This is a genomic window from Methylorubrum aminovorans (assembly GCF_022179725.1).
Classification (GTDB): Bacteria; Pseudomonadota; Alphaproteobacteria; order Rhizobiales; family Beijerinckiaceae; genus Methylobacterium; species Methylobacterium aminovorans.
On the sequence record NZ_BPRC01000005.1, the window covers coordinates 163,244 to 188,947 of the forward strand.

The 25,704-nt window shown below is 69.3% G+C and carries 21 protein-coding genes and 1 pseudogene; 6 read left to right on the plus strand and 16 right to left on the minus strand.

Going from position 1 to position 25,704, the window contains the following annotated elements; genetic code table 11:
• Positions 1–97 precede the first annotated feature (97 nt).
• Entirely contained in the window at positions 98–1,270 is a 1,173-nt protein-coding gene (locus tag MFF24_RS09900) for a cysteine desulfurase family protein (protein ID WP_238224304.1), read from the minus strand.
• 257 nt (positions 1,271–1,527) lie between these two features.
• Between MFF24_RS09900 and MFF24_RS09905 the strand changes: the two genes are divergently transcribed.
• The gene (locus tag MFF24_RS09905; RefSeq protein WP_238224305.1) at positions 1,528–2,184 is read left to right on the plus strand and encodes an alpha/beta hydrolase; all 657 of its coding nucleotides are present in this window, start codon (positions 1,528–1,530) and stop codon (positions 2,182–2,184) included.
• Between the two features lie 37 nt (positions 2,185–2,221).
• Here MFF24_RS09905 and MFF24_RS09910 read toward each other — a convergent pair whose 3' ends face one another.
• The 6 genes from MFF24_RS09910 to MFF24_RS09935 all read right to left on the minus strand — a co-directional run bounded on the left by MFF24_RS09910 (position 2,222) and on the right by MFF24_RS09935 (position 9,894).
• Positions 2,222–2,509 carry a helix-turn-helix domain-containing protein gene (locus MFF24_RS09910; protein ID WP_238224307.1) on the minus strand — a complete coding sequence of 96 codons (288 nt, stop codon included), beginning with the start codon at positions 2,507–2,509 and terminating at the stop codon, positions 2,222–2,224.
• Positions 2,506–2,853, minus strand: coding sequence for a type II toxin-antitoxin system RelE/ParE family toxin (locus MFF24_RS09915; protein ID WP_238224309.1), 348 nt, complete (start codon positions 2,851–2,853; stop codon positions 2,506–2,508). Before MFF24_RS09915 ends, MFF24_RS09910 begins: the two co-directional genes overlap by 4 nt.
• 39 nt (positions 2,854–2,892) lie before the next feature.
• Entirely contained in the window at positions 2,893–6,999 is a 4,107-nt protein-coding gene (locus MFF24_RS09920) for a Pls/PosA family non-ribosomal peptide synthetase (RefSeq protein WP_238224311.1), read from the minus strand.
• Between the two features lie 225 nt (positions 7,000–7,224).
• Positions 7,225–8,139 carry an NAD(+)/NADH kinase gene (locus tag MFF24_RS09925; protein WP_238224313.1) on the minus strand — a complete coding sequence of 305 codons (915 nt, stop codon included), beginning with the start codon at positions 8,137–8,139 and terminating at the stop codon, positions 7,225–7,227.
• A gap of 11 nt (positions 8,140–8,150) precedes the next feature.
• On the minus strand, positions 8,151–9,131 hold the full coding sequence (locus MFF24_RS09930) for an SPFH domain-containing protein (protein ID WP_238224315.1): 981 nt from the start codon (positions 9,129–9,131) through the stop codon (positions 8,151–8,153).
• Between the two features lies 1 nt (position 9,132).
• On the minus strand, positions 9,133–9,894 hold the full coding sequence (locus MFF24_RS09935; RefSeq protein WP_238224330.1) for an NUDIX hydrolase: 762 nt from the start codon (positions 9,892–9,894) through the stop codon (positions 9,133–9,135).
• A 229-nt stretch (positions 9,895–10,123) separates the two neighbouring features.
• Here MFF24_RS09935 and MFF24_RS09940 point away from each other — a divergent pair, with 229 nt between their 5' ends.
• Positions 10,124–10,747 carry a PepSY domain-containing protein gene (locus MFF24_RS09940; RefSeq protein ID WP_108941709.1) on the plus strand — a complete coding sequence of 208 codons (624 nt, stop codon included), beginning with the start codon at positions 10,124–10,126 and terminating at the stop codon, positions 10,745–10,747.
• Positions 10,748–10,901: 154 nt separating this feature from the next.
• On the opposite strand, the gene MFF24_RS09945 is transcribed toward MFF24_RS09940, so the two are convergent.
• Positions 10,902–11,168 carry a hypothetical protein gene (locus MFF24_RS09945; RefSeq protein WP_108941708.1) on the minus strand — a complete coding sequence of 89 codons (267 nt, stop codon included), beginning with the start codon at positions 11,166–11,168 and terminating at the stop codon, positions 10,902–10,904.
• 428 nt (positions 11,169–11,596) lie between these two features.
• On the opposite strand from MFF24_RS09945, the gene MFF24_RS09950 reads away from it, so the two are divergent.
• Together MFF24_RS09950 and MFF24_RS28965 are read left to right on the plus strand one after the other, a co-directional pair.
• Positions 11,597–12,865: an arsenic transporter gene (locus MFF24_RS09950; protein ID WP_238224332.1), complete on the plus strand. Its 1,269-nt coding sequence runs from the start codon at positions 11,597–11,599 to the stop codon at positions 12,863–12,865.
• A 55-nt stretch (positions 12,866–12,920) separates the two neighbouring features.
• A pseudogene (locus MFF24_RS28965) lies at positions 12,921–13,858 on the plus strand (DMT family transporter).
• An 838-nt stretch (positions 13,859–14,696) separates the two neighbouring features.
• Here the strand turns inward: MFF24_RS28965 and MFF24_RS09965 are convergent.
• The 5 genes from MFF24_RS09965 to MFF24_RS09985 form a co-directional block, all read right to left on the minus strand.
• Positions 14,697–14,927, minus strand: a complete 231-nt coding sequence (locus MFF24_RS09965; protein ID WP_108941704.1) for a DUF6894 family protein — start codon at positions 14,925–14,927, stop codon at positions 14,697–14,699.
• A gap of 198 nt (positions 14,928–15,125) precedes the next feature.
• Positions 15,126–15,854 (minus strand): amino acid ABC transporter ATP-binding protein, encoded by a 729-nt coding sequence (locus tag MFF24_RS09970; protein WP_238224415.1) that lies wholly within the window; start codon positions 15,852–15,854, stop codon positions 15,126–15,128.
• Between the two features lie 81 nt (positions 15,855–15,935).
• Entirely contained in the window at positions 15,936–16,628 is a 693-nt protein-coding gene (locus tag MFF24_RS09975; RefSeq protein WP_108941702.1) for an amino acid ABC transporter permease, read from the minus strand.
• Positions 16,628–17,350: an amino acid ABC transporter permease gene (locus tag MFF24_RS09980; RefSeq protein WP_108941701.1), complete on the minus strand. Its 723-nt coding sequence runs from the start codon at positions 17,348–17,350 to the stop codon at positions 16,628–16,630. Before MFF24_RS09980 ends, MFF24_RS09975 begins: the two co-directional genes overlap by 1 nt.
• Positions 17,351–17,580: 230 nt before the next feature.
• Positions 17,581–18,507 (minus strand): amino acid ABC transporter substrate-binding protein, encoded by a 927-nt coding sequence (locus MFF24_RS09985; protein ID WP_238224339.1) that lies wholly within the window; start codon positions 18,505–18,507, stop codon positions 17,581–17,583.
• Between the two features lie 456 nt (positions 18,508–18,963).
• Here MFF24_RS09985 and MFF24_RS09990 point away from each other — a divergent pair, with 456 nt between their 5' ends.
• Together MFF24_RS09990 and MFF24_RS09995 are read left to right on the plus strand one after the other, a co-directional pair.
• The gene (locus MFF24_RS09990; protein ID WP_238224416.1) at positions 18,964–20,502 is read left to right on the plus strand and encodes an alginate export family protein; all 1,539 of its coding nucleotides are present in this window, start codon (positions 18,964–18,966) and stop codon (positions 20,500–20,502) included.
• A 206-nt stretch (positions 20,503–20,708) separates the two neighbouring features.
• On the plus strand, positions 20,709–22,469 hold the full coding sequence (locus MFF24_RS09995) for an aspartate ammonia-lyase (protein ID WP_238224341.1): 1,761 nt from the start codon (positions 20,709–20,711) through the stop codon (positions 22,467–22,469).
• A gap of 16 nt (positions 22,470–22,485) precedes the next feature.
• Here MFF24_RS09995 and MFF24_RS10000 read toward each other — a convergent pair whose 3' ends face one another.
• From MFF24_RS10000 to MFF24_RS10010, 3 genes are all read right to left on the minus strand, one after another.
• Complete coding sequence (locus MFF24_RS10000) at positions 22,486–23,547, minus strand: SDR family oxidoreductase (RefSeq protein WP_238224343.1); 1,062 nt, start codon at positions 23,545–23,547, stop codon at positions 22,486–22,488.
• 158 nt (positions 23,548–23,705) lie between these two features.
• Positions 23,706–25,097: a GntP family permease gene (locus tag MFF24_RS10005; protein ID WP_238224345.1), complete on the minus strand. Its 1,392-nt coding sequence runs from the start codon at positions 25,095–25,097 to the stop codon at positions 23,706–23,708.
• A gap of 80 nt (positions 25,098–25,177) precedes the next feature.
• Positions 25,178–25,669 (minus strand): GNAT family N-acetyltransferase, encoded by a 492-nt coding sequence (locus MFF24_RS10010; RefSeq protein ID WP_238224346.1) that lies wholly within the window; start codon positions 25,667–25,669, stop codon positions 25,178–25,180.
• Positions 25,670–25,704 lie beyond the last annotated feature (35 nt).

The following is a 25,704-nucleotide window of genomic DNA, read 5'->3' on the forward strand; positions in this document are numbered from 1 at the left end:
CTCCTACCGACTCCGGCGTCAAGGACCGGGGGTTTCCAACGAAACGGCGGGGTGAGCGCCGAAAAAAATGGCTTGGGCGGGCGGCGCTGAGCGTTCCTCAGGCTGCCTGCCCTCGCCGCTGATATAGGGACGAAACGACCCGTTCGAACCCCGAAACGAAGCGTGACGGGTCATCCGCACGCGAATTCCACCCGAAGCTGACGCGCAGCGCCCCTGCGGCGAGCGCAGGGCTCACGCCCATCGCCGCGAGGACGGGGGAGCGGGCCACCTTGCCCGAGGCGCAGGCCGAACCCGACGAGACGGACAGGCCGGCAAGATCAAGGGCGATCAGCGCCGTCGCGGCTTCCAGCCCCGGCACGGCGAAGAGGAGGGTGTTGGGCAGGCGCGGCGCGCCCTCCCCGAACACCACGAGGTCCGGAGCGAGCGCCCGCAGGCGTCCTTCGAGGGCATCGCGCAAACCCGCGAGCCGCGTCGCCTCGGCTTCCAGAGCATCCTGGGCGATCATCGCCGCCTCGCCCAGACCGACGATCCCCGAAAGGTTCTCGGTGCCGCCGCGCAGGCGCGCCTCCTGGCCGCCGCCGCGCAGGAAGGCCGCCTCCAGGCTCACACCCTCGGCCAGCACCATCGCGCCGACGCCTTTCGGTGCGGCGAACTTGTGGCCTGACAGGGTCAGGGCATCGAGGCCGAGCGCGGAAAAATCGAGCGGGATCTTTCCGACCGCCTGCACCGCATCGCTGTGAACCAGAGCCCGACCGTGGGCGCGGGCGAGCCGCACGATCTCGGCCAGCGGCTGCACCGCCCCGGTCTCGTTGTTGGCCGCATGGACCGAGATCAGCACGGTCTCGTTCCGGCAGGCTTCGAGCCGGGCCGCGAGGACGTCGAGCCGCAGCAGGCCGCTCTCGTCCACCGGCAGCACCTCGACCGCGTCCGGCGCGAAGCGGTGGCCCGCGGTGACGCAGGGATGCTCGGTGGCCGAGATCATCAACCGGGTGGGGGCAGGCAGGCCGGTCTTGCTCAGGGCGCCGGAGAGCACGGCGTTGGCGGCTTCCGTACCGCCGCTGGTGAAGGTGACGCGCTCCGGATTCGCACCGAGCAGAGCCGCGAGCCGCGCCCGTGCCGTCTGCAGCGCGTGGCGCGCCGCGCGGCCCTCGGCGTGGATCGAGGAGGGATTGCCGGGCAGTTCGAGGGCGCGCACGACCGCCGCCGCGACTTCCGGACGCACCGGAGAGGTCGCATTGTGATCGAGATAGCTGCGCCCGCCTGACGTCATCCTGCCGTTGCGCTCCGTATCGTCCTGCCAGATCCTGATTTTCTTGATTTCGCCCCCCTCCCCCGTGCTAAGCCGCGCGAAACGCGCCCTTGCATCGCAGGTCGAGGCCCGACGAACAGTTTAGAATTGTTCTAATCGCCTAGAATTATTCTAAGAGCGCTTGTAGGTGGCGCGCGCAACGAGTCAAGCCGTGACCGGCTCAGCCCCCATGCCTTCGCGAAAGCGCGGGGTGAGGGTCGGATCATCTCGAGGACACCATGCCCGAAGTCATTTTCTCCGGCCCCGCCGGCCGTCTGGAAGGCCGTTACCAGGCCCCCAAGAAAAAGGGGGCGCCGATCGCGATCGTGCTCCACCCGCACCCCCAGTTCGGGGGCACGATGAACAATCAAATTGTGTACAATCTTTTCTACACCTTCGCCAATCGCGGATTCGCAGCCCTGCGCTTCAATTTCCGCGGGGTCGGTCGCAGCCAGGGCGCGTTCGACCACGGCTCGGGCGAATTGTCCGACGCGGCCGCGGCGCTGGACTGGGTCCAGTCGGTCAACCCGGAGGCGAAGTCCTGCTGGATTGCGGGCGTGTCGTTCGGCTCGTGGATCGGCATGCAGTTGCTGATGCGCCGCCCCGAGATCGAGGGCTTCATCTCGATCGCCGCCATGGCCAACCGCTACGACTTCACCTTCCTGGCGCCCTGCCCCTCCTCCGGCCTGTTCGTGCACGGCTCGGAAGACCGGGTGGCGCCGGCCCGCGAGGTGATCCCGGTGATCGAGAAGGTGAAGACGCAGAAGGGCGTCATCATCGAGCACCAGATGGTCGAGGGCGCCAACCACTTCTTCGACGGCAAGGTCGACGAGTTGACCCAGACGGTCGACACCTATCTCGACAAGCGCCTCGGGACGAAGACCGAGGTGGCGTGATCCGCGTCAGCCCGCTGGCCCGACCAGCGGGCTGCATTCATACGAGTTCGACCCGCAAATCCCGTCCAACCGCGCGAGCGGCGCGCACCAGGGATTCCAACGTCGCGGCGCCATTCGACGGGTCGAGGAGACGGTCGACCTGAGCGCGGCTCGTCTGCATGAGTTCGGCCATCCGAACCTTGCTGATCTTCTGGCGCTTCATCTCCGATGCGATCTGCTCGGCGATGATGCTCTTGGCCGCCGCCGCCTTCACCTCTTCGGCAATGCCCTCGGCTTCGAGCCAGCTCTCGAAGCTCGATCCGATATGGGGGCTGTCCGCTCTCATCTCGTCACTTCCTTTAAGCGCCGCCGTGCCAGTTCAAGCTCTGCCGCCGGCGTCCGCTGCGCCTTCTTGACGAAGGCATGCAGGGCAATCAGCTGGCCTTCGTGGAACCCGAACAGCAGGCGGGCTTCGCGTCGGCTCGGCAACGTCGAACGCACCTCGAACAATCCGCCCGCCATGGGCCGACAGACCGGCAACCCGATCGGCCAACCCAGTTGAACACGACGAACGTCGAAGCCGACGACGCGCTTGTCCTCCAGCGGCAATCCCCTCAGCCACTCGCGGACCGGCTCATGGCCTGCAGCGCTTCGATAGAAGACGAGAGGGATGGTCGGCACGGCAGACATAACAAAATGTACCGATAATGGTACGTTCTGCAAGAGCCGTCACGCCGCCCGCGCCACCGGCTCCGCCACCGCGTGCACCACCGGCACGGCGGGCGCGCCCTCCCATTCCGAATGCGCCGGGATCGACTCGCCCTTCATCACGATGGTGAGCGGGCGCAGCCGCGCATAGTCGCCGACATGGCTGTCGTAGAGGACGGTGGAGAACGCCCCGACCGAGACGCCGCGCCCGACCACGACGCGCCCGACCTTCATGATGCGGTCCTCGTAGAGGTGGGTCTGGAGCGCTGCCGAGCGGTTGATGGTGACGTAATCGCCGATCTCGACGCAGTCGAACTCGGTGATGTCGGTCATCAGCAGGCAGGTGCCCCGGCCCACCTTCACGCCGAACAGCCGCAGCGCCCAGGGCAGGAAGGGCGTGCCGGTCAGGTGCTCCAGCAGAACCTTGCCGGCCAAGCCCCAATAGGCCACCGCGATGGCCTCGGTGCGCATTGCCCACCACGACCACATCGGCCGCATGCCGGGGCGGTAGCGCCCCATCAGCAGCCACTTGAGGGCGATGACGCTGCTCGTCTGGATCAGCGCGATGATCACGCTCGCGAGCACGAAGGCGAGCGCCAGCCCGCCCCAATCCTCGGCGAGGATTGCCGGGTAGAACACCCAGTCGATCGCGCAGATGGCGAGCGAGATGTAGAGCATCGGCGAGAACGAGGTGGCGAAGGCCTCGAACAGGCCGCGCCGCAGCTTGGCCCCCACGCTCGGCTGGAAGGTCTGGGCGGCGGATCCGAGATCGACCTTCTGGCGCACCGGCAGGCGGATCGGCGGCGAGCCGAACCACGTCTCGCCCGGCCCCATCGCCGCGTTGGCCGGCGGCTTCGACTTGATGCCGATCAGCACGTCGTCGGGCAGCCGCGTGCCCGGCGGCAGCACGCCGTCATTGCCGACGAAGACGCGGGCGCCGGTCTCGACGGTGTGAAGGTGCATCCAGCCGCGGCGGATCTCCTCCTCGCCGACCACCACCTCGTCGGCGATGAAGTTGTTGGGCCCGACCGAGACGAGGTCGTGGCGCGAGCCGAGATTGGTCGAGATCTCGGCGCCCCGGCCCATCCTTGCCCCCATCAGCCGGTACCACGCCCGCATGTAGACGGTGGCGAACAGCGAGGAGAGCGTCTCCAGCGTCACCTCGGAGGCGAGCGCCACCAGCCACTTGCGCAGGTAGAAGCCCGACCAGATCGAGAACGTGCCGGAGGTCTTCCGCGGCAGCACCGCCCAGCGGATCGCGGCGATGAGCAGCACCGTGCCCGCCGTCATCAGCATGGCGGTGGGCCAGGTCAGCAGCGGCAGGTAGACGTGGTAATCGACGTCGGTGATCTCCGAGAGGTGATCGGAGATCTGGTCGAACATGTAGAAGGCCGGGAAGATCGGCAGCAGGCCGACCGCCGGCACCGCCGCGAGCAGGAAGGCGTAGACCGCGCCGAACGCCGCCCGGCGGGCGGGCGAGGCGGTGGCAGGCTCGGGCAGCGCGGAGAAGTCGACGGTGCCGACCCGGCGGCCGGGCGAGCCGTCCCAGGCCTCGGCCGGGCCGATCTCGGTGCCGGCGGGCACGGTAGTGAGGTCGGCGATCTCGGCATGATCCCCGATCACCACGCCGGGGCCGATGACGCAGGAGGCGCCGATGGCGACATCCTCGCCGATCTCGACGGAGCCGATGACGAGTTCGTTGCCGACCACCTCGGCATTGGCGATGACGAGGCGCCCGCCGAGCGAGGATCCGCGGCCGACGGTGAGGAGGTCGGCAGCCCCCACGTCGAGGTCGGAGACCAGCACGTCGTCGCCGATCCTGGCGCCGAGCAGCCGCAGATAGGCGACGATGGCGGGCGAGCCCTGGAGCCACTTGATATGGACCAGCGGCGTCAGGCGCTGCGCCAGCCACCAGCGGTAATAATAGACGCCCCAGAGCGGGTAGCGGCCCGGTTTGGTCCGCCCGAGGATCAGCCACTTGGCGGCAATCGCGATCGCCGCCGTCACCGCGTTGATGCCGATATAGACGAGCAGCAGGACGCCGAGCTCGCCCCAGAAGCCTAAGCCCCCGCCGGTCAGCAACAGGTAGGTGACGAAGATGCCGAGCCACTGCGCGGTGGCGAGCGCGATGACGAACGGGAGAGCCGCCGCCTGGGCCAGCCCGCACAGGGCGCGCCGCAGGAGCGGGGGCGGCGTGAAGCTCAGGTCCCGGATCGCGGTCTGCGCGCCGACGCCGCCGGTGCGCTCGATCAGGCTCGCCGCCATCGCCCGGAGCTTGCGACCGGTATAGACGTCCTGCAGGGTGATGCCGGCGAGCGCCGGCGTCGCGCGCACCGCGCCGACGAAGCGGGCGGCGAGCAGCGAGTGGCCGCCGAGTTCGGAGAAGAAGTCGGCCTCAAGCCCGATCGGCCCATCGCCGAACACCGTCTTGGCGGCGGCCAGCAGCGCCGCCTCGGTCTCGTTGTCGGGGGGCTCCTGCTCGCCCTCGGCCACCGCGACCGTCAGGGGGGCAATCCGCAGGGCCTTGCGGTCGACCTTGCCGGAGGTGAGCCGGGGCAGGGTCTCGACCGTCTCGAAATGGCCGGGCACCATGTAGGGCGGCATCTGCGCGGCCAGGCTCTTGCGGAGCGCCGCCCGGTCGAGCCCGGCGCCGCGCTCGGGCACGAGGAAAGCCACGAGGCGATCGACCTCATCGTCGCGGCGCAGGACCACCGCGGCCTGGTTGATGCCCGCCTCGCCCCGGATGCGGGCCTCGATCTCGCCGAGCTCGACGCGAAAGCCGCGGATTTTGACCTGATCGTCGATGCGGCCGTGGAAGACGATGTCGCCCTCCGTCGTCATCGAGACGGCGTCGCCCGAGCGGTAGAGCACCGGGTCGGTCCCGTCGGACGGGTAGGGGTTGGCGACGAATTTCTCCGCCGTCAGTTCGGGCCGCTTGAGATAGCCCGCCGCGACGCCGGGGCCGCCGATCAGCAATTCGCCTTGCTCGCCGGGCCCGAGCAGGTTCAGGGCCTCGTCGGCGACATAGACGGAGTAATTCGGGATCGGGCCGCCGATGGTGACGGGCCGGCCCGGCCGCATCTCGGCGGCGGTCGCCACCACGGTGGCTTCCGTCGGGCCGTAGGTGTTGAACAGGCGCCGCTCACCGGTCGCCCAGCGCGCCACCAGCGGCTCGGGCAGGGCCTCTCCCCCGAGCAGGACGAGGCGGACGCTCGGCAGATCGCCGGGGATCATCGCGAGCAGGGTCGGCACCGTGTCGAGCACGGTGATGCCGGCCTGCGCGATGATCGCGGGCAGCGACTCGACATCGCCCATCATCGCGGGGCTCGCCACGAACAGGCAGGCGCCGACGAGATAGGGGACCCAGATCTCCTCCATCGAGAGATCGAAGGCCACCGAGGCGCCCTGGAACACCACGTCGTCGGCGCGGAGGCCGTAGACGGCGTTGCCCGAGCGCAGGAAGTGGCAGATGTTGGCGTGGCTGATGACGATGCCCTTCGGCACGCCGGTCGAGCCCGAGGTGTAGATCAGGTAGGCCGGGTGCGCCGGGGTCAGCCCGGCAGCATCGAGATCGGGCGCAGAGGCGCCCTGCCCCGCCGCCAGCACCTCAGACGTCGTCAGCGCGGGCGTGCCCTCCGGCGCCTGGGGGCGCAGCGCCTCCGAGACGAGGAGCGCCTTGGCCTCGGCATCGCCCAGGCAGACCGCGACGCGGTCGGCGGGCGCCTCCGCGTCGAAGGGAAGCCAGGCGGCGCCGGATTTGGCGATGCCGATCTGCGCGATCAGCAGTTCGGTGCCGCGGGCCATCCATAGGCCCACCACATCCCCCGGCCCGATACCGCGGGCGGACAGCCCTGCGGCGAGGGCGTCGGAGCGGGCATCGACCTGCGCATAAGTCAGGACCGGGCGGGGACCGTCCGCGCCGGGCGCGGCGGCGTCGATCAGGCAGGGCGCATCGGCCCGCTCCCGCGCGCTCGCCCGGAACAGGGCGGCGAGCGTCTCCCGGCGGATCAGGTCGGGGCGCGCGGCCCCCCGCAGGATAGCCCGGCCGCCGCGGCTTCCGCCCGGTCCCTCGTCGTGCCGCCCCGCCTCGGCGAGGCCGCCCCTCCGATGCTCTGCTGCCGATTCCACGTGCTGCTCATTCCCGGATCGGTCGAACCTCGCGCCGACGCTCACGGCGCGCGCGGTCACCCGCCCCATGATCGGCACCCTTGGCGGTTTTACGACAGGATCGGGCCCAACGAATGATCGTGGGCCGGCAACCCGCCCGGATGTCCCGCACGCTCTTCCTATACGGGATGGGCGGCCAGGGAACCGGTGCTGCCGAACACGCCGAAGCCGCGGCGCATGCGCGGCTCACCCGGTCACGAGGTGCAGGGCCCGCTCGGCCGGTGCGATCCGCACCTGTCGGCCCCAGCCGAACCCCAGAAAGTCCTGCTCGATCCCGTCGGCGAAGACCACGCCGCCCTCGTTCATCCGCGAGGTGACGTGCAGCGGCGTGTCGGTGATCTTGCCGGCCCGCAGCCGTGTGGCGGTGGCAACGCTGGGGAACGGCTCGCGCACCCAGTAGCCCACCGCTCGCTCGCCGGGGGCGAGCGACAGGTCGAGCCCGGTCGCCTCACGGATCGAGCGGGCCCAGCCGGTGGCGCCGGTGCCGGAGGCGACGATGAGCCCGCTGGAGGAATGCTCCTCGCCCTCCTCACGCGCCTCCATGCCCTCTTGCCCGACCTCGATCCGGTAGCGGGCGGATTGGTGGCTGCGGTGGCCGACGAAGATCTCGTTGAGGGCGAACAGGCGCTCGGTCCCGTCGATCACCGCCTCGACCATGGTGCGTCGCTCAACGGCCACATCGCCCGCGACGCTCGCCGGCAGCAGCCGGGAGAGCCGCTCGACGGGGTTGCGGACCAGCACGCCGTCATAGAGGTCGGGCGCCGGGTTCACGCCGATCACCGGCTGCGCACCGAGATATTTCGCGACGTTGGCGATCAGACCGTCCTGTCCAACGGCGACGACCACGTCGTCGGGGCCGAACAGGAAGCGGTCGAGATCGGCCCGCCGCACCAGAGCCTGGCGCCACTCGCCCGGCACCGCGGCCCGCGCTTGCGCCAGCACCGCGTGGAAACGCTCGTGGCGCGCCTCGACCGCGGCGAGCCCCTGACCACGGCTCTCCAGGAAGAAGCGGGCCTGTCCCCTGGTGGCGTGCCGGGCGATCAGGAGTTCGTAATCGGTCTCGCGGGTGACGAAGACCGCCCGCGGGGTGAGCGCGGCCATGGAGCCCTCCTTCAGCGGGCCGGGAGGCCGGGGGATCGGCGGACCTCGCCGAGCAGGCTGGCCAGCAGGTCCGGGGTGACGTTGACGTGCTCGATCGTGTCGAGCTTGCCCGCCAGGGCCTGGGCGGCGAGGCCGAGCAGGGTGCCCGGCGCCACGTCGCGGTAGATCGCGACCCGCGCCCGCTCGGCCTCGGCCCGCGCGCCCTCGACCATGCGGATGCGCTCGGCCTCGGCGCCGGCCTCGATCCCTTCCGCCCCGGCCCGTCCTTGCGCCCGGTTGCGGGCGTTCTGCGCCTCCTCGGCGATCAGCAGGCTCTCGCGCCGGGCGAGTTCGGTCCGGGTGGCGAGTTCGTTCTCGGCGATGGCGCGTTCCTTCTCCACGGCCAGCGCCCGTCGGGCGAAGGTCGCCTCGTCGGCCTTCTGCTGCAGTGCCTCGTAGGTCGGCGTCTGCAGCGCGCGCTCCAGCTCGCTCGACGGGGCGAGATTGGTGAGCCGCACCGAGACCACGGCGACGCCGATCTCAGCCAGCGACGGCTCGGCGGCGAGCGCCGCCTGCAATTGCCCGCGCAAGGATTCCGGCCCGGCATCGAGCAGCGCACGCACCGGCGCCTGTCCCAGAAACTGCAGCACGGTCTGGTTGGCGAGCCCGGCGATGCGCGCCTCGATCCGCTCGACCGGCTCGCCCTGGAGCCGGCCGGTGCGCAGGTCGAGGGAGAAGTCGATCCGGCTCGCGAGCCGCTCGGGATCGGCGACGTGCCAGCCGATGCTGCCCTGGACCGCCACGGTCTGGAAGTCGCTGCTGCGGCCGCGCACGAACAGCGTCATCTCGCGGTCGTCCATCGGCAGTTCGCTGATGCTCGCGGTCTCCGGCCGGAACCAGAAGACGAGGCCGCGCCCGCTCTGACGCGGGCGGCCGTCGCGGTAGCGGACCACGTAGTGGCTGGCCTCGCTCCGAAGCTGGGAGAGAACGCCGAAGCGGCGGATCGTGGCCATGTCAGTCTCCTTTCGAGAGCGTTTGCGAGGGGGTTTGCGAGGGGATTCGAAGAAAGCGGTACAGCTCGGCCGGGCGGTAGGACGTGCCTGTCTCGAATTGGCCGGTGGGTTCGAGCCAGCCGCGGTCGAGCATGCGGCGGCGGAAGGCGGGCTTGTTGAGGCGCGTGCCGAGGATCGCCTCGTGCACGTCCTGAAGCTGGCGCAGGGTGAAGAGCTCCGGCAGCAAGGCGAAGCCGACCTCCGAATAATCGAGCTTGCCCTGCAGCCGCCGCAGGGCGAGGGCGACGATCTCGGCGTGGTCGAAGGCGAGGGTGAGCGCCGCGCCGTCGGCCGCGCGGACCGTCACGGATCCCTCATCCGACGCCGTGACCGTGCCGGGCTGCAGGGCCGGGGCCCGCGCCAGCGCCTCGGCGAAGGCCGCCTCGGTCAGGAGCGCGAGATGGGCGACCGTGACGATGCGCATGCGCGGATCCCGCTCGACGGCGCCGAAGGTGTAGAGCTGCTCCAGATGCGCCCGCGCCCCGCCCGCCTTCTCCACCAGGACGCGGGCGGCGGCGTCATCCAGCGACTCGTCGATCCCGACGAAGCCGCCGGGCAGCGCGTGTCGCCCCGCATGCGGGTGGCGGTCGCGCCGCAGCAGCAGGAGGGCGGGACGGCCGCCGGAGAGCCCCAGCAGAACCAGATCGACGGCGACGGCCGGCCGCGCGTAATCGGCGGGATCGTAGCGCGCCAGGAAGGCGGCCTCGGACTCGACGGGACCCATGGATGCGCTCTCGAACGATCTTATATTTGATATGCGAATTAGTTATTTTCATATCGCATATATGTCAAGGCCGACGACGACCGCCGACCGCATCGGTCCGGCCATGGGCCTTCGGTGGCGCGCAGGAGCGGCAGTACCAGCAGGCTTCGAACGTCATGACGCGCCGCAACCAAGCGGCGGTTTGGACCGTTCAGTGGACCGCAACCAACCCCGAGAACGGGAACCCGCCATGACGACGAAGACGAATCTCCTGCGCCTCACCGCCGCCACCGGCCTCCTCGCCCTGATGACGGGTATGGCCACGGCCCAGAACCCGGACCTGACCAAGAACCCGGAGAACACCGGCCGTGCGCCGAGCGCGACGGAGGCCACCAAGTCCAACAGCGACCTCAAGGAGTGGCAGGTCGCCAAGTCGGCCAAGATCGGCCTGGCCCAGGCCATCGCCACCGCCGAGGGCAAGGCCGAGGGCGAGGAGAAGGGCGGCAAGGCGATCGATGCCGATTTCGAGAAGGCCGACAGCAAGAACCCGGCGCGCTACGCGATCAAGGTCGTGTATCCGAGCGGCAAGCTCGTCGAGCACGGCATCAACGCCGACACGGGCGAACTCTTCAAGAGCGAGAACCAGCCGATCGAGCGCTACTTCACCCGGCTGAAGGCGAGCGACTTCCAGAATGCCAAGGTCTCGCTGAAGGACGCGATCGCGCTCGCCGAGGGCAAGGCGCCCGGCAGCAAGGCCTACGAGGCCGAGGTGGAGCGCGAGGGCAACGCGGTCGAGTACGAGATCAAGCTGGCGCTCACCGACCGCGAGCAGGAGGTCAAGGTCGGCCCGGACGGCACGGTGAAGAACGACTGATCCCGAAGGGGCGGCCGAAGGGACGACCGATCCCGCCCGACCCTCTCCTCACGGAGACGGGTCGGCGCATCGGACATCGCGAAGGGGCATTCGGGAACCGCGCGGAACCCGGATGCCCCTTTGCCGTCCGGTGAGACCCGCCGAGAGGCCCTTCTTATCGGGCCTCGTGGCCTTTGCCCTGGGCGCCGGGTGAGGCGCCGGAGCCGGCATCGTTGGGCCCCGTGCTGTTGGCCGTGCCGGATCGGCTCTTGTCGCCGGAGGTGGGGCCGCTTCCGGCCGCTCCGGGCGAGGCTCCGGAACCGGCATCGTTCGGCCCCGTCCTGTCGGCGGTACCGGAGCGGCTAGTGCCCGACCCTTCGGCGGCGAAGGCGGCAGGCGTGAGCAGGAGGGTGCTTGCGAGAGCGAAGGTCAGGGCCTTCATGGCGGATCTCCTTCTTTTCCGGCGTGATGAACCCTCGGGAAACCGGCGCTCCGGGACGCTGTTCCGCCCTGCCCGCTTCATCGCATTCCGGCACATCGACAGCACACCGGCGAGTCGCGACGCGGCCCCGAAACCTCGTGAGGCTTGGAAAAAAGCGCTCGTCCCGATCCCACCCGCCGGGCTCGCATGAGAATCGCGTCGTTGTGATGGATTGATCCGGAACGGCGAGGCGCGCGGAAACTTGAGCGGCGACGGCCCGCGACGTGGCCCTTGAAGTGGCCGGGCCGGCATCGATACGGAGACCGTCGGGGGTTCGGGCTCTCGGAGGGGCCGCGCACGATCCCGCTTGAACCGGGGCTCCCGCCATGGCGCCCTCCGCGCCGAGCCGACCCCGGTGACCCACCCCGCCACAAGGAAGCCCGACGCCGATGGGCGCGCTCATCCAGAACCCGAACGCGGCGACCTGGGGCATCGCCGCGCTCGCGACCCTCGGCGTGATCCTGCGCCCCTTCTCCTGGCCGGAGGCGGTCTGGGCGGTGGCCGGCGCGGCGCTCCTCGTCCTCCTCGGCCTGATCCCCTGGCAGGCCGCCCTGGAGGGCGCGGCCAAGGGCACGGACGTCTACCTCTTCCTCATCGGGATGATGCTGCTCTCCGAGATCGCCCGGAAGGAGGGGCTGTTCGACTGGCTCGCCGCCCACGCGGTGCGGGCCGCGAAGGGTTCGGCGACGCGGCTGTTCCTGCTCGTCTACGTCGTCGGCACGCTGGTCACGGTCTTCCTCTCGAACGATGCCTGCGCGGTGGTGCTGACGCCGGCCGTCTTCGCCGCGACTCGGGCCGCCGGCGTGAAGCAGCCCCTGCCCTACCTGTTCATCTGCGCCTTCATCGCCAACGCGGCGAGCTTCGTGCTGCCGATCTCGAATCCGGCCAACCTCGTCGTCTTCGCCGAGCACATGCCGCCGCTGGGGCAGTGGCTCGCGACCTTCACCCTGCCCTCCCTCCTCGCGATCGTGGCGACCTACATCGTCCTGCGCCTGACCCAGAATGCGCGGCTGAAGGCCGAGACGGTGGCGACCCGGATCGAGACGCCGGCCCTCGGGCGCGGCGGCGCGGTCGCGGGCCTCGGCATCGTCGCCACCGGCGCGGCCCTGATCGGTGCCTCGGCCGCCGGGATCGAACTCGGCCTGCCGACCTTCGTCGCCGGCCTTGCCACCACCCTCGTCGTGCTCGCGATCAACCGGGGCGGCCTGGTCGCGGTGGCGAAAGACGTGTCCTGGGGCGTGCTGCCGCTGGTCGCCGGGCTGTTCATCCTGGTCGAGGCCCTGGAGACGACCGGACTGCTCGCGCGGCTCGCCGACGTCCTGGGCCGGGCCGCGCAGGGCGATCCGGCCGCCGCGGCCTGGGCCGGCGGCGCCCTCGTCGCCTTCGGCTCGAACCTCGTGAACAACCTGCCGGCGGGCCTGCTGGCCGGCGCCGCGGTGCAGGCGGCCCACGTCCCGGAGAAGGTCGCGGGCGCGATCCTGATCGGCGTCGATCTCGGGCCGAACCTCTCGGTCACGGGCTCGCTCGCGACCATCCTCTGGCTCACCGCGATCCGCCGCGAGGGCGAGAACGTCTCAGCCTGGGCGTTCCTGAAGCTCGGCGTCCTCGTCATGCCCCCGGCGCTCGCCCTCGCGCTGGCCGCGCTGATCCTCGCCTGATCCCCCCTCGCTTGCCCCTTTCGCCTGCCCCTTCGCCGATCCGGAGGCCGCCCCCGTGAGTGCCGCCCTTCTCTACCCCTTCATCCTCCTCGCGGGCGCCCTCCAGGCCCTCGGCAATTCCATGAACGCGCAGCTGCGCGGACAGCTCGTCAACCCGTTCCTGGCGGCCTCCGTCTCCTTCCTGCCGATCGGCTTCGTCTTCGCGACGCTGTTCCTCGTGATGCCGACGCCGCTGCCGGGCCTCGACACGCTCGCAGGCATGCCGTGGTACGCGCCGCTCGGCGGGCTCGCCGGCGCGGTCGCGGTGTTCGGCGGCCTCTCCTTCGTCGACAAGGTCGGCGCCGGCCCCTTCAACGGGCTGACGCTGACCGCCAACACCTGACCTCGCTGGCGATGGATTCGCTGGGCCTGTTCGGGCTGCCGGGCGGCGGGTTTAAGCCGCTGCCCTGGCTCGGCGGCCTGCTCATGGCCGTCGGCGTGACGTTCATCGCCCGCGTCACCCCCGACAAGGGGTCGGAAGCGGGTGAGACTGAGACGGGCCACGGCCTCAATCCGAGGCTGCTCTACCCCTTCATCGTCGGGGCGGGCGCGCTGCAGGCGATCGGCGTGGTCTGGAACGCGCAGCTCCGCGAAGCCCTGGTCAATCCGTGGCTCGCGGCCCTGGTCTCGTTCCTGCCGGTGGTGTTCGTGTTCGTGCTGGTCTTCCTGCTGCGGCCGAAGCCGCTGCCGCAGCGGACCGACATCGAGGGGGTGCGCTGGTGGATGCCGCTGGCCGGCCTCACCGGGGCCGTGGCCGTGTTCGCCGGCCTGCTGTTCGTCGACAAGGTCGGCGCGGGCGCCTTCAACGGCCTGCTCATCACCGCCAACCTGCTGACCTCGGTGGCGCTGGATCATTTCGGCTGGGTCGGCATGAAGCGGGTGCGGGCCGGCGCGTCGCGGCTCGGCGGAGCCGCGCTGATGGTGGCCGGCATCCTCCTCATCTCGCTGTTCTGACGCGGCTCGGGGAGCCGGATCACGGCGGTCCGGGGGTCGGGATCGTGCGTCACCCCGTCCCCTCGCCAGAGGACCTCTTGCCCATGCGATGGCCGCAGCGTGCCTCGACCATCGGGCGGATCGAACGCAGGGACACCAACTTGTCTCGGACACATCATCCGGCAGACCTTGGACGCCGTGCGGCGCTGCCCCGAACCCAAACGGTCGTGCGAAGGCGGCAAAGCCACCCTCTCGATCTCCTGCCCTGATCGCTTGCCCTGATCGCTTGCAACGCGCGCGGCTCCAAAGCGCCTTCGTCGAGCCCTGCCAGCAAGCACACGATTTTTTGATCAGCAGATTCGATCGGACGAAATGCCTGGCAGCACTCCATTCTTGAACATGCATTTACTTAGGCAGATTTACGCACTATCCGGTCGCGTTGAACAGATTTTCTTGGGCCATTAGCCTAACGGCCAGACCGAATACGCACCAAGCAAGGAAGGACGATGCCGACCAACGACGCTGATGCCATCGCTGAGGTCGCCGCCCTGTGTGCAGCCGCCCGTGCGAAGCTTCCGGCATCGGGCTTCCGCCGGCTCCACGTCCTGCTCGACATGCTCCTGATCGACCTCGGTCACGCGCCTCCGCCCCCGACAGAGGCAGCATCGGATCTCCGGCCGGATGCGATAATGTCCGAGGATCGCCCCTGATCGGTCTCACACCAAATCCGATTGATCACCTTCGGGATGGCGGATTTGGCCGTCGGCGGGATCCCATCGCGCCCGCGCGATGGGCGCCTTCCTCAAGCGCCGCGCGGGCTGGCTGATCCGCTCCCCGCTCTGATCAAGCGGAGACCGTCTCAGCCGTCGTCGATCTGGCAGACGAGGCGGATCGTCATAACGCTCTCGCCGTCGCCGTTGCGGACGGTCAGAACCAGCGTGCAATCCTGGCTGTCCTCGGCCTCCGCGGCCATCAGGGTCGTCATCACCCGCAGAGCCTCGCGGCGCAGGGCGAGCGGATCGCGGATCTCGCGACCCACCTCATCCTTCAGATCCGTGCCGTCGTTGATGTCGAAATAGTAACGCGGCATCCGAGACAAGCTGTGTGAAAGAACCGTCCCGTCTCGATCAAGATCGAGACCGGCCCCAAGGACGAATCCTCCGAACCCGGCCCGGACAGAGCCCTACATCGTAGCAACGCGCAGGAAACAGGCCAGTTTCAGCGGCACAAGCGGTGAGCATACAGCCGGAACGTGCCATCGGGGAGAGCCGAGGACCGCAAATCCGCGTCAATGCGCGAGGATCTTCGAGAGGAACTGCTGAGCCCGCTCGCTGCGCGGCCGATCGAAGAAGGGGTCCTTCGGGACATCCTCGACGATCTCGCCGCGATCCATGAACACCACCCGGTCGGCCACCTTGCGGGCAAATCCCATCTCATGGGTCACGACCATCATGGTCATGCCGTCGCGGGCCAGCTCCACCATCACGTCGAGCACCTCGCCGACCATCTCGGGGTCGAGGGCCGAGGTCGGCTCGTCGAACAGCATCACCACCGGATCCATGGCGAGCGCTCGGGCGATCGCCACCCGCTGCTGCTGCCCGCCCGAGAGCTGGCCCGGATGCTTCTGCGCATGCGCCGAGAGGCCGACGCGGGCCAGCAGATCGAGGCCGCGCTTGGTTGCCGCCTCCCGCGATCGCCCGAGCACTTTGCGCGGGGCCAATGTCAGGTTGTCGATGACACTCAGGTGCGGGAACAGTTCGAAGTGCTGGAACACCATGCCGACCCGCGCGCGCAGCCGCGGCAGGTTGGTGGCCCTATCCCGCACCCGCGTGCCGTCGACGGTGATCTGCCCCTCCTGGAACGGCTCCAGAGCGTTGACGCATTTCAGCAGCGTCGACTTGCCCGAGCCCGAGGGGCCGCAGACCACCACCACCTCGCCCCGGTTCACCGCGGTGGAGCAGCCGGTGAGGACGCGGACCTCGCCGTACCACTTCGACACCGCCTCGATGGCGATCATCGGCCCGCTCGCGATGGCCGGCTGCGGGGCAGAACTTATGGGAGCAGAGGTCATGGGCCCGTCCTCATCGCGTTTGCCCTCTCACCGGACGATCGCCGTGCGGGCCTGGAGCCGGCGCACCAGCAGCGAGGCCGCGAAGCAGACGGCGAAGTAGACGAGCGCGGCGAACAGATACATCTCCACGAGCCGCCCGTCGCGCTGCGCGACCTTGGAGGCGGCGCCCAGGAAATCGGTCAGCGAGAGCACGTAGACGAGCGACGTGTCCTGGAACAGCACGATCGTCTGGGTCAGCAGCAGCGGCACCATGTTGCGGAAGGCCTGGGGCAGCACCACGAGCCGCATCGTCTGCGCGTAGTTCATGCCGAGCGCCTGGGCCGCCGCGCTCTGCCCCTTCGGGATCGACTGGATGCCCGCCCGCACGATCTCGGAGAAGTAGGCCGCCTCGAACAGGGTGAAGGTGACGAGCGCGGAGGCGAACGCCCCGACCTGGATCGGTGTGTCCGAGCCCGTCGCCCAGGCGCCGAGATAGGGCACGAGGAAGTAGAACCAGAAGATCACCAGCACGAGCGGCAGGGCCCGCATCAGCTCGACATAGAGCTTGGCCGCATGCGTGAGGCCCGGCACGCCCGAGAGCCGCATCAGCGCGAGCGCCGTGCCGAGCACGATGCCGCCGCTCGCCGCGAGCGCGGTCAGCGTCAGGGTGAACACCATGCCCTCGGCGAAGAGGTAGGGCAGCGCGTCGATGATGACGGAGAAGTCGAACTGCCCGAACATCAGCGCCCTCCCGGCACGGCCAGGCGCCGCTCCAGCAGGGTCGCGCCCGCGATCACCACGAGGTTGAGGGCGACGTAGAGCAGGGTCGCCGCGGTGAAGGCCTCGAACACGTGGAACGAGAATTCCTGCATCGAGCGGGCCCGCGCCGTGAGTTCGAGCAGGCCGATGGTGAGCGCCACCGAGGTGTTCTTGAGATTGTTGAGGAATTCCGAGGTGAGCGGCGGCAGAAGGATCCGGTAGGCGTTGGGCAGCAGCACGGCGCGGTAGGTCTGCGCCCGCGTGAGGCCGAGCGCGAGGCCCGCCTGCGCCTGCCCCCGTGGCAGGGCGCGGATGCCCGCCCGCACCTGCTCGGCGACCCGCGCGGCGGTGAAGAAGCCCAGGCACAGGACCGCCGTGTAGAACGGCGCGTCCGGCATCTGCTTGACGGCCGCGCCCAGGGAGGCGGGCAGGAGTTCCGGCAGCACGAAGTACCAGAGGAACATCTGCACCAGCAGCGGGACGTTGCGGAACACCTCGACATAGGCGGCGCCGACCGCGTTGGCGGTGCGCGAGGGCAGCGTGCGCATCACGCCGATCATCGAGCCGAGGGTGAAGGCGATCGCCCACGAGGCCAGCGCGGTGGCGATCGTCCAGGCCAGCCCCGAGAGGAGCATGTCGGCATAGGTGCCGGCGCCCTCGGGCGACGGCTCCAGGAAGATGCCCCAGTTCCAGTTGTAGTTCATCGGGCTCCCGTCATCGCAGGTCGGTCACCGCATGCCGTCCGGCGCGCTCGGCGTGCCTCACGAAACGCCCGGCCATTCCCCTCTGGCAAGAACAGTGCGGCGGGCGTTTCGTGTGAGAGACTTGCACCAAGCTCCATGGAACAGGACCGATGGCCCTCTTCCCTGCATCCGGCGGACGACCGCCGTCGCGCGGGCGCTCGGCGACGCGTCACGATCATCGCCGAGCGGTATCAGTAGGCCGCCGGATCGGCGCTGTCGCTCGGATTAGCGAAGGCCTTCTGCATCGGCTCGCTCATCGGGAGCTTCAGGTTGATGCCCCGCGGCGGGATCGCTTGCGTGAACCACTTGTCGTAGAGCGCCTTCCCCTCCGGGCTCTTGTAGAGGGCGGCGGTCGCCGCATCGACCACGGCCTTGAAGGGAGCATCGTCCTTGCGCAGCATGATGCCGTAGGGCTCGGGCTGCGACTGAGCCTCCGACGAGATCGTGTAGGCCTCGGGCGCCTTCGAGCCGGCGACGAGGGCGGCGAGCAGCACGTCGTCCATCACGAAGGCGTCGGCGCGGCCGGTCTCCATCATCAGGAAGGCCTCGGCGTGGTCCTTGGCCGGCAGGATCCGCATGCCGAGGCCGCGGGCCGCGTTGATCTCGTTGATCTGGCGGATGTTCGTGGTGCCCGAGGTCGAGACCACGGTCCGGCCCTTGAGGTCGTCGGTCTTGTCGAGCCCCTTCTCCTTCTTGGCGACGAAGCGCGTCGCGGTGAGGAAGTGGGTGTTGGTGAAGGCGGCCTGCTTCTGCCGGTCGGTGTTGTTGGTGGTCGAGCCGCATTCGAGGTCGATCGTGCCGTTGGCGATCAGGGGAATGCGGGTCGCGGAGGTGACGGGGTTGAGCCGCACGTCCAGCTTTTCGAGCTTGAGATGCGCTTTGACCGCGTCGGCGACCTTCAGGCAGATCTCGTAGGCGTAGCCCACCGGCTTCTGGTTGCCGTCGAGATAGGAGAACGGCACCGAGGCGTCGCGGTAGCCGATGGTGAGGGCGCCCGTGTCCTTCACCTTCTTCAGCGTCCCAGTGAGGTTCGGGTCCGCTGGATTCTGGGCGCGCGCCGGCGAGCAGGCGGTCGCGGCGACGAGAGCACTGAGCAGGAGCGCGGCCTTGAGGCGCATGGGCGGACCTTCTGAACACGTGCTTGATGCGCCGCAGCCCGGCGAGCGGCGGCGGAACCATAGTGAGGCCGGAACCCCGGCTTGTCATCCGCCCACGGCCATCATTCCCATGCACGGCGCGATTGCAGAGCGCCGCCACGCCCGGCTTCACGAGAAGCATATCCGGGTTTAATCCCGAAAAATCCAAGTACTTCCGAGATTTTGACCCGGACGTTGCAGACGGGGGACAAAGCGCCCGCGCATGGCAGCGATGAAATTTCGCGCCTTAAACCACTGATTTTACTCTGATTTGTACATCGACTGCCATGTGGAAAAGCAGTCCTCGACGGATACTCCGGCACAGCGTTGCGCCGACAAAATGCATCACTCGAAGAGCCAGTCCTTGCGCTGGTATACCAGACTAGGTGATTTCTCATCCCTCACGGACAAACTCTGCGAAAGAACAGGAGCGGCATGGTGAAGCAATCGGTTCTGTGCGCGTCGTTGCTTGCCGGCGCCTCCCTTCCCCTCCTCGTCGGCCCTGCGCTCGGCCAGAGCGGACGACTCGCCGACCTCCGGGGCACGCCTGCGCTGGCCGCCGCGGATGTCGCCGCCCCGGCGCAGGCGGCTAACGCGGCGGCCCGGACGAAGCAGGCCGGTCCGTACTTCGCGGCCGCGCCGGCCCAACCGCCGAACTTCCTCTACAAGGCGCTCGGCGAGCCGGAGAACTGGCGCATCAGCGGCTCGTTCCGGCCGCGGGTGGAGGGCATCGCCAACCAGTTCCGTCCGGTGCCGACGTTTGCGGCCAACGACATCCTGAACTCGTATCTCACGACCCTGCACGTGGAGTACGGGGTGAAGGGGCCGGTGCGCATGGGCGTCGAGCTGTTCGACAGCCGCGGCTACTTCCAGCAGCGCAACTCCTCCGCCTTCACCACGGAGATCAACGCCCTCGAACCCGGCCAGGCCTATCTCAACTTCGACACGGGCGATGTCGGCGGCGAGGGCTCGAAGAGCAGCCTGACGGTCGGCCGCTTCACCAAGAACATCGGCTCGCGCCGCCTCGTCTCGCGCCAGCAGTTCCGCAACACCATCAACGCCTATACCGGCGTGACCTTCGACTGGCAGGGCGCGAACCGGGACAAGTTCACCGCCCTGTGGGTGATGCCGCACACGCGGCTGCCGGACGACGTCAACGGCATCCTCGACAACGGCATCGAGTTCGACCGCGAGAGCCTGAACCTGCAGCTCTTCGGCGCCTCCTACACCTTCGCCGACATCCTCGGCGGCACGTTCGAGCTCTACGGCTACGGCCTCTACGAGCAGGATTCGGGCACCGGCCTGCGCTCGGTCCAGACCCGCGACCGGCGCCTGTTCACCCCCGGTCTGCGCCTCGCCCGCCGACCGCAGGTCGGCGCGTTCGACTACGATTTCGAGGCGATCTACCAGACCGGGCTGGCTCGCGAGACCGCGAGCGTCGCCGACCTGCGCGACCTGACGGTCTCGGCCTACTTCGTCCATGCCGAGGTCGGCTACACCTTCGACCACGAATGGAAGCCGAGGCTGTCGCTGCATTACGACCACGCCAGCGGCGACCGGAACAATGACGGCAAGTTCACTCGCTTCGACACCCTGTTCGGCGCCCGGCGCTTCGAGTACGGCCCGACCGGCCTCTACGGCCCGGTGCAGCGCGCCAACCTGATCTCGCCCTCGATCCGGGCGGAGATCACCCCGAGCAAGGTGTGGGACGCCTTCATCGCCTACCGCCCGCTCTGGCTGGAAAGCGCCACCGACACCTTCGCCGCAACCCTGATCCGCGACCGCACCGGCCGCTCCGGCACCTTCGCCGGCCACCAGATCGAGGGCCGCCTGCGCTACTGGATCATCCCCAACGAGATGATCCTCGATACCGGCCTCGCCTACCTCGCCAAGGGCGACTTCCTGCGCAACGCCCCCAATGCGCCGGACACGGGCGACACCTTCTACGGCTACCTCAACACGACGGTGTTCTTCTGATCCGCCCGCTCTTCCGATCCTCCGGCGGCGCCGGGCCGTCCGGGCGGATGCTGACGGGGCGGCGGTCCTGACACGTCAACCCGGCCATGCATGGTTGACAGTCGGGCAGACGCGGACCTGAACACCGGCCCGACGGGCACCGGCCGCCGAATCGAACATGCGGCTGGATCGCCCGACGCATCACGGCGTATCGGGGAGGCTTATCCGTGGCCAAGACCGCATCCGACACCAAGGCCAAGCGCACCCGTGGGGAGGCCGCCGGAGGCAAAGATGCAGCCGGCCGCAAGGGAGCGGCCAAGAAGGCCAAGAGCACGGACGTCAAGAGCACGGACGCCAAGAGCCCGAACGGCACGGGCAAGAAGACGGACAAAGCCAAAACGAGGGCCAAAACGGCAGCCAAGGCCGCGGCCCTCGTCGCGGCCGAGACGGCCACCCGCCCAGGCCCCCTCGGGGCGGCGGGAGCCGCCGAGGAGACGCCGGCCCGGGAGGAAGATCTCGCCGTCGCCACCGTGCGCAAGGTGGCGATGGAGGCCGCGCGGACGCGTTCCGAGCACGATTTGCTGGGCGACGGCGAGGTGCCGGCGGACGCCCTGTGGGGCATCCACACCAAGCGGGCGGTGGCGAATTTCCCGATCACCGGCGTGCCGGTCGGCCACTACCCGGATCTCGTGCGGGCGCTCGCTCTGGTGAAGCAGGCGGCAGCCCGGGCCAACCACCGGCTCGGCTACCTGCCGGAGGCGAAGGCGCGGATCATCGACGAGGCCTGCACCCGCGTCGCGACCGACCCGACCTACGCCGAATCCTTCGTGGTCGACGCGATCCAGGGCGGGGCCGGCACCTCGACCAACATGAACGCCAACGAGGTCATCGCCAATGTCGGCTTGACGCTGATGGGGCGGGCGCCGGGGGACTACGCCGCCTTGCACCCCAACGACGACGTCAACATGGCGCAGTCCACCAACGACGCCTACCCGACGGCCTTGCGGCTCGCGGTGATCTTCGCGACGCAACCGCTGGTCAAGGCGCTCGACGACCTCGCCTACGCCTTCAAGAGCAAGGCGGTGGAGTTCGCCGACGTCCTGAAGATGGGCCGCACCCAGCTCCAGGACGCGGTGCCGATGACGCTCGGCCAGGAGTTCGACGGCTTCCACGCCACGATCAAGGAGGACGTGGCGCGGCTGAACGAGATCGTCGGCCTCTTCCGCGAGGTGAATCTCGGCGCCACCGCGATCGGCACCGGCCTCAACGCCGATCCGCGCTACGCGGCGCTCGCCGTGGAGGAGCTGTCGCGGCTCGCCGGCCAACCGATGGTGCTCGCCTCCAACCTGATCGAGGCGACTTCGGATCTCGGCGCCTTCGTGCTGTTCTCCGGCACGCTCAAGCGCGTCGCAGTGAAATTGTCCAAGATCTGCAACGACCTGCGGCTCCTCTCCTCCGGCCCCCGCACGGGTTTCGGCGAGATCCGGCTGCCGGCGGTGCAGGCGGGCTCCTCGATCATGCCGGGCAAGGTCAACCCGGTCATCCCGGAGGTGGTCAATCAGGTGGCCTACATGGTGATCGGCCACGACCTCACGGTGACGCTCTGCGCCGAGGGCGGCCAGCTCCAGCTCAACGCCTTCGAGCCGACCATCGGCTACTGCGTGCTGAGTTCGCTGCGGATGCTGAGCGCGGCGATCGACACCCTGACCAAGCGCTGCGTCGAGGGCATCGAGGCCGACCGCGAGCGCTGTCGCAGCCTCGTCCAGGGCTCGATCGGCCTCGTCACCGCGCTGGCGCCGACGCTGGGCTACGAGGCGAGCTCCCGCATCGCCCGCCGCGCGCTGAAAGAAAACCGCGCGGTGGCGGATCTGGTGCTGGAGGAGGGCCTGCTGACGGAGGCCCAGCTCAACGAGCTTCTCGAACTCGAAGCGATGACCCACCCGACCCGGCGGCAGAAGGCCGGGCAGAGGGCCGGGACGGTGGGGTGATCCTTCGCGGGTCCGTTCAGGGAATGACCCGCTCGGCCCGCAGCCGGGCGAACAGGTCGAAGAAGGCGTCGTCCGAGGGCTGGTAGTCGAGGAAGCCGAGGCGCCGGCTCTTGCTCATGTCGGTGACGACCTCGATCGGGCGGCCGAGATCGGCATCGGTGTGCCAGGCCGAGGCCAGCCGGTTCAGGTCGGGTTCGATCAGGCCGTGGCGCGCCGCGATCTCCGCCCAGAGCGGGGCGGCGCCCGCCAACTGGTGCTCGAGCGGGTTGCTTTCGCCGTCGAAGGGAGCCGGCTCGACTCCGAACCATTGGGCGAGACGTCCCCACATCCATTGCCAGCGGAAGACGTCGCCGTTGACGACGTTGAAGGCCTCGTTATGCGCCGCCTCCGTCAGGGCTGCCCATTCGAGATGGCGGGCGAGCAGCCGCGCGTCGGTGACGTCGGTGAGTCCGTTCCACTGCGCCGCCGAACCGGGAAAGCGGAAGGGGCGCCCGGTCTCGCGGCAGAGCGTGGCGTAGACGGCGAGCGTCACGCCCATGTTCATGGCGTTGCCGAGCGCGTAGCCGACGATGGTGTGCGGGCGGTGCACGCTCCACGTAAAACCGTCGCGCGCGGCGGCCGCGAACACCGCATCCTCCTGCGCGTAATAGAAATTCTCGACGGGAAGCCGCGGCAGGTCCTCGCGGAACGGGGTCGGCGGCAGGCTGCCCTTCCCGTAGGCCTCGAACGGCCCGAGATAGTGCTTGAGGCCCGTTACCAGCGCCACGTGGCGCACGCTTGCCGCCGGTTGCAGGGCGTCGAGCAGGTTCGCGACCATTGCGGCGTTGACGCGGATGTTCTCGGCCTCGGTGGGCTGGCGCAGCCAGGTGGTGATGAAGACGTGACTCGGCGCATGGCCTTCCAGCGCGCGGGCGAGTGCGGCCGGGTCGAGCAGGTCGGCGGCGATCGGCGTCACCCCGGCGATGTCCGGTGGGCGCCGGGCGAGGCCCTCGACCGTCCATCCCCGCGCCACGAGGTGCCGGGCGAGGTTGTTGCCGACGATCCCGCCGACGCCCGCGATCAGTGCCGTTCCCGTCATACTATCCCTAGTCCCGTATCCGCCCGGCGCGCGGTCGGGAGCCCGTCCCGAACGACGCCGGGGCCGTCCCCTTCCGCTGGCAATCCGGCGGCGGCCCGCCTTTGTTCCGAGCGCTCGTCCGAGCCCACTCCTTCCGCCGGACGACCTCGCGGGCGGCGTCAGACCAAACCGGTCGCGTAGTAGACGCCGATCACGATGAACACGGCCACGGTCTTGATGATCGTGATCGCGAAGATGTCGCCGTAGGACTGGCGGTGGGTGAGCCCGGTGACGGCGAGCAGGGTGATCACCGCGCCGTTATGCGGCAGGGTGTCCATGCCGCCGCTCGCCATCGAGGCGACGCGGTGCATCACCTCGAGCGGGATGCCGGCGGCCTGTGCCGCCTCGACGAAGCGGCCGGACAGGGCGCCAAGCGCGATCGAGAGCCCACCCGAGGCCGAGCCGGTGACGCCGGCGAGCACATTGACCGTCACCGCCTCGTTGATCAGCGGGTTCGGGATCTTCGAGAGCGCATCCGAGATCACCTTGAAGCCGGGCAAAGCAGCGATGACCGCGCCGAAGCCGTACTCGGTGGCGGTGTTCATGCCGGCCAGAAGCGAGCCGGCGACCGCCGCCTTCGAGCCCTCGGAGAAGCGGTCCGCGAGGTTGCGGAAGCCGAGGATCACGGTGGCGAGGATGCCCAGCAGCAGCGCGCCCTGCACCGCCCAGATCGCCGCCACGGTCTTGATCTGGACCGTGACCGGGTTGGCGGCCATCTCCGGCGTCAGCGCGGCGCTCGCCTGCTCACCGTAAGCTGCGGTGATCCAGGCGAGCAGCAGCTTGTTGCCCACCCCGACGATGAGGAGCGGCAGGATCGCCACCATGGGATGGATGACGACTTTGTCCTCCACCGCCTGCGGCTCGTTGGTGTGGCCCTCGCCGTAGCCCTCGTCCCCGGCGGCACGGCGGCGCCATTCGAGATAGGCGACGCCGACGCCGAACACGAAGAGCGCGCCGATGATGCCGAGCCAGGGGGCGGCGTAGGCGTCGGTCTTGAAGAAGGAGGCCGGGATGATGTTCTGGATCTGCGGCGTGCCCGGCAGGGTGTCCATGGTGAAGGTGAAGGCGCCGAGCGCGATCGTGCCGGGGATCAGGCGCTTTGGGATGTTCGAGCGCCGGAACAGCTCGGCGGCGAAGGGGTAGACCGCGAACACCGCCACGAACAGCGAGACGCCGCCATAGGTGAGGATGGCGCCGACCAGCACGATGGCGACGATCGCCCTGCCCTCGCCCAGGAGCCCCGTGACGGCGCCGACGATGGAGCGGGCAAAGCCCGAGATCTCGATGAGCTTGCCGAACACGGCGCCGAGCAGGAAGACCGGGAAGTACAGCTTCAGGAAGCCGACGAGCTTCTCCATGAACAGCCCGGAGAAGAGGGTCGGCACGGCCGACGGGTCGGTGAGCAGAACCGCGCCCATGGCGGCGACCGGCGCGAACAGGATCACCGAGAAGCCGCGATAGGCGATCGCCATCAGGAAGAAGAGCGCCGCGAGGCAGATCAGGAAGCTCAAGGTCCGCGCCCTCCCCGCACCTCCCGCGGTGCGCGGGGATCAATCTGTCCCAAGCGCGGCCGTGTTCAATGGAGGCGGGGTTACAGGCTCCGGTGCATCACCAGCGCGTCGACCGGCCCGTGCCGGGGATGGCGGAAGACGCCGGGCAGGCGGCCGACCTCCCTGAAGCCGAGGCTCGTCCAGAGGGCGACGGCGGGGGCGTTGGTGGCGACGACGAGGTTGAACTGCATCGCGGAAAAGCCCAGCGCCCGCGCGGCCGCGAAGGAGTGCAGGCCCATGGCGCGGGCCACGCCCCGACCGCGCGCCGCCGGATGCGTGGCGTAGGTGCCGTTGGCGACATGGTCGCCGGCCCCGAGCTGATTGGCGCGGATGTAGGAGCTGCCGAGCACCGCGCCCGCCTCTTCCGCGACGAAGACGTGGTGGGCCGGCGCGAACCAGTAGGCGAGCGCCCGCGCCCGGTCCCACTCCCGCGGCAGGGCATAGGTCTCGCCCTCGCGCAGGATCGGCTCCAGGATCGACCAGATCGCGTCGTGGTCGTGATGTTGCGCCGGGCGGATCAGAAGGTCGGTCATCGCGCGTGGGTTGGGTCGGGTGGCCGGGAACGGTC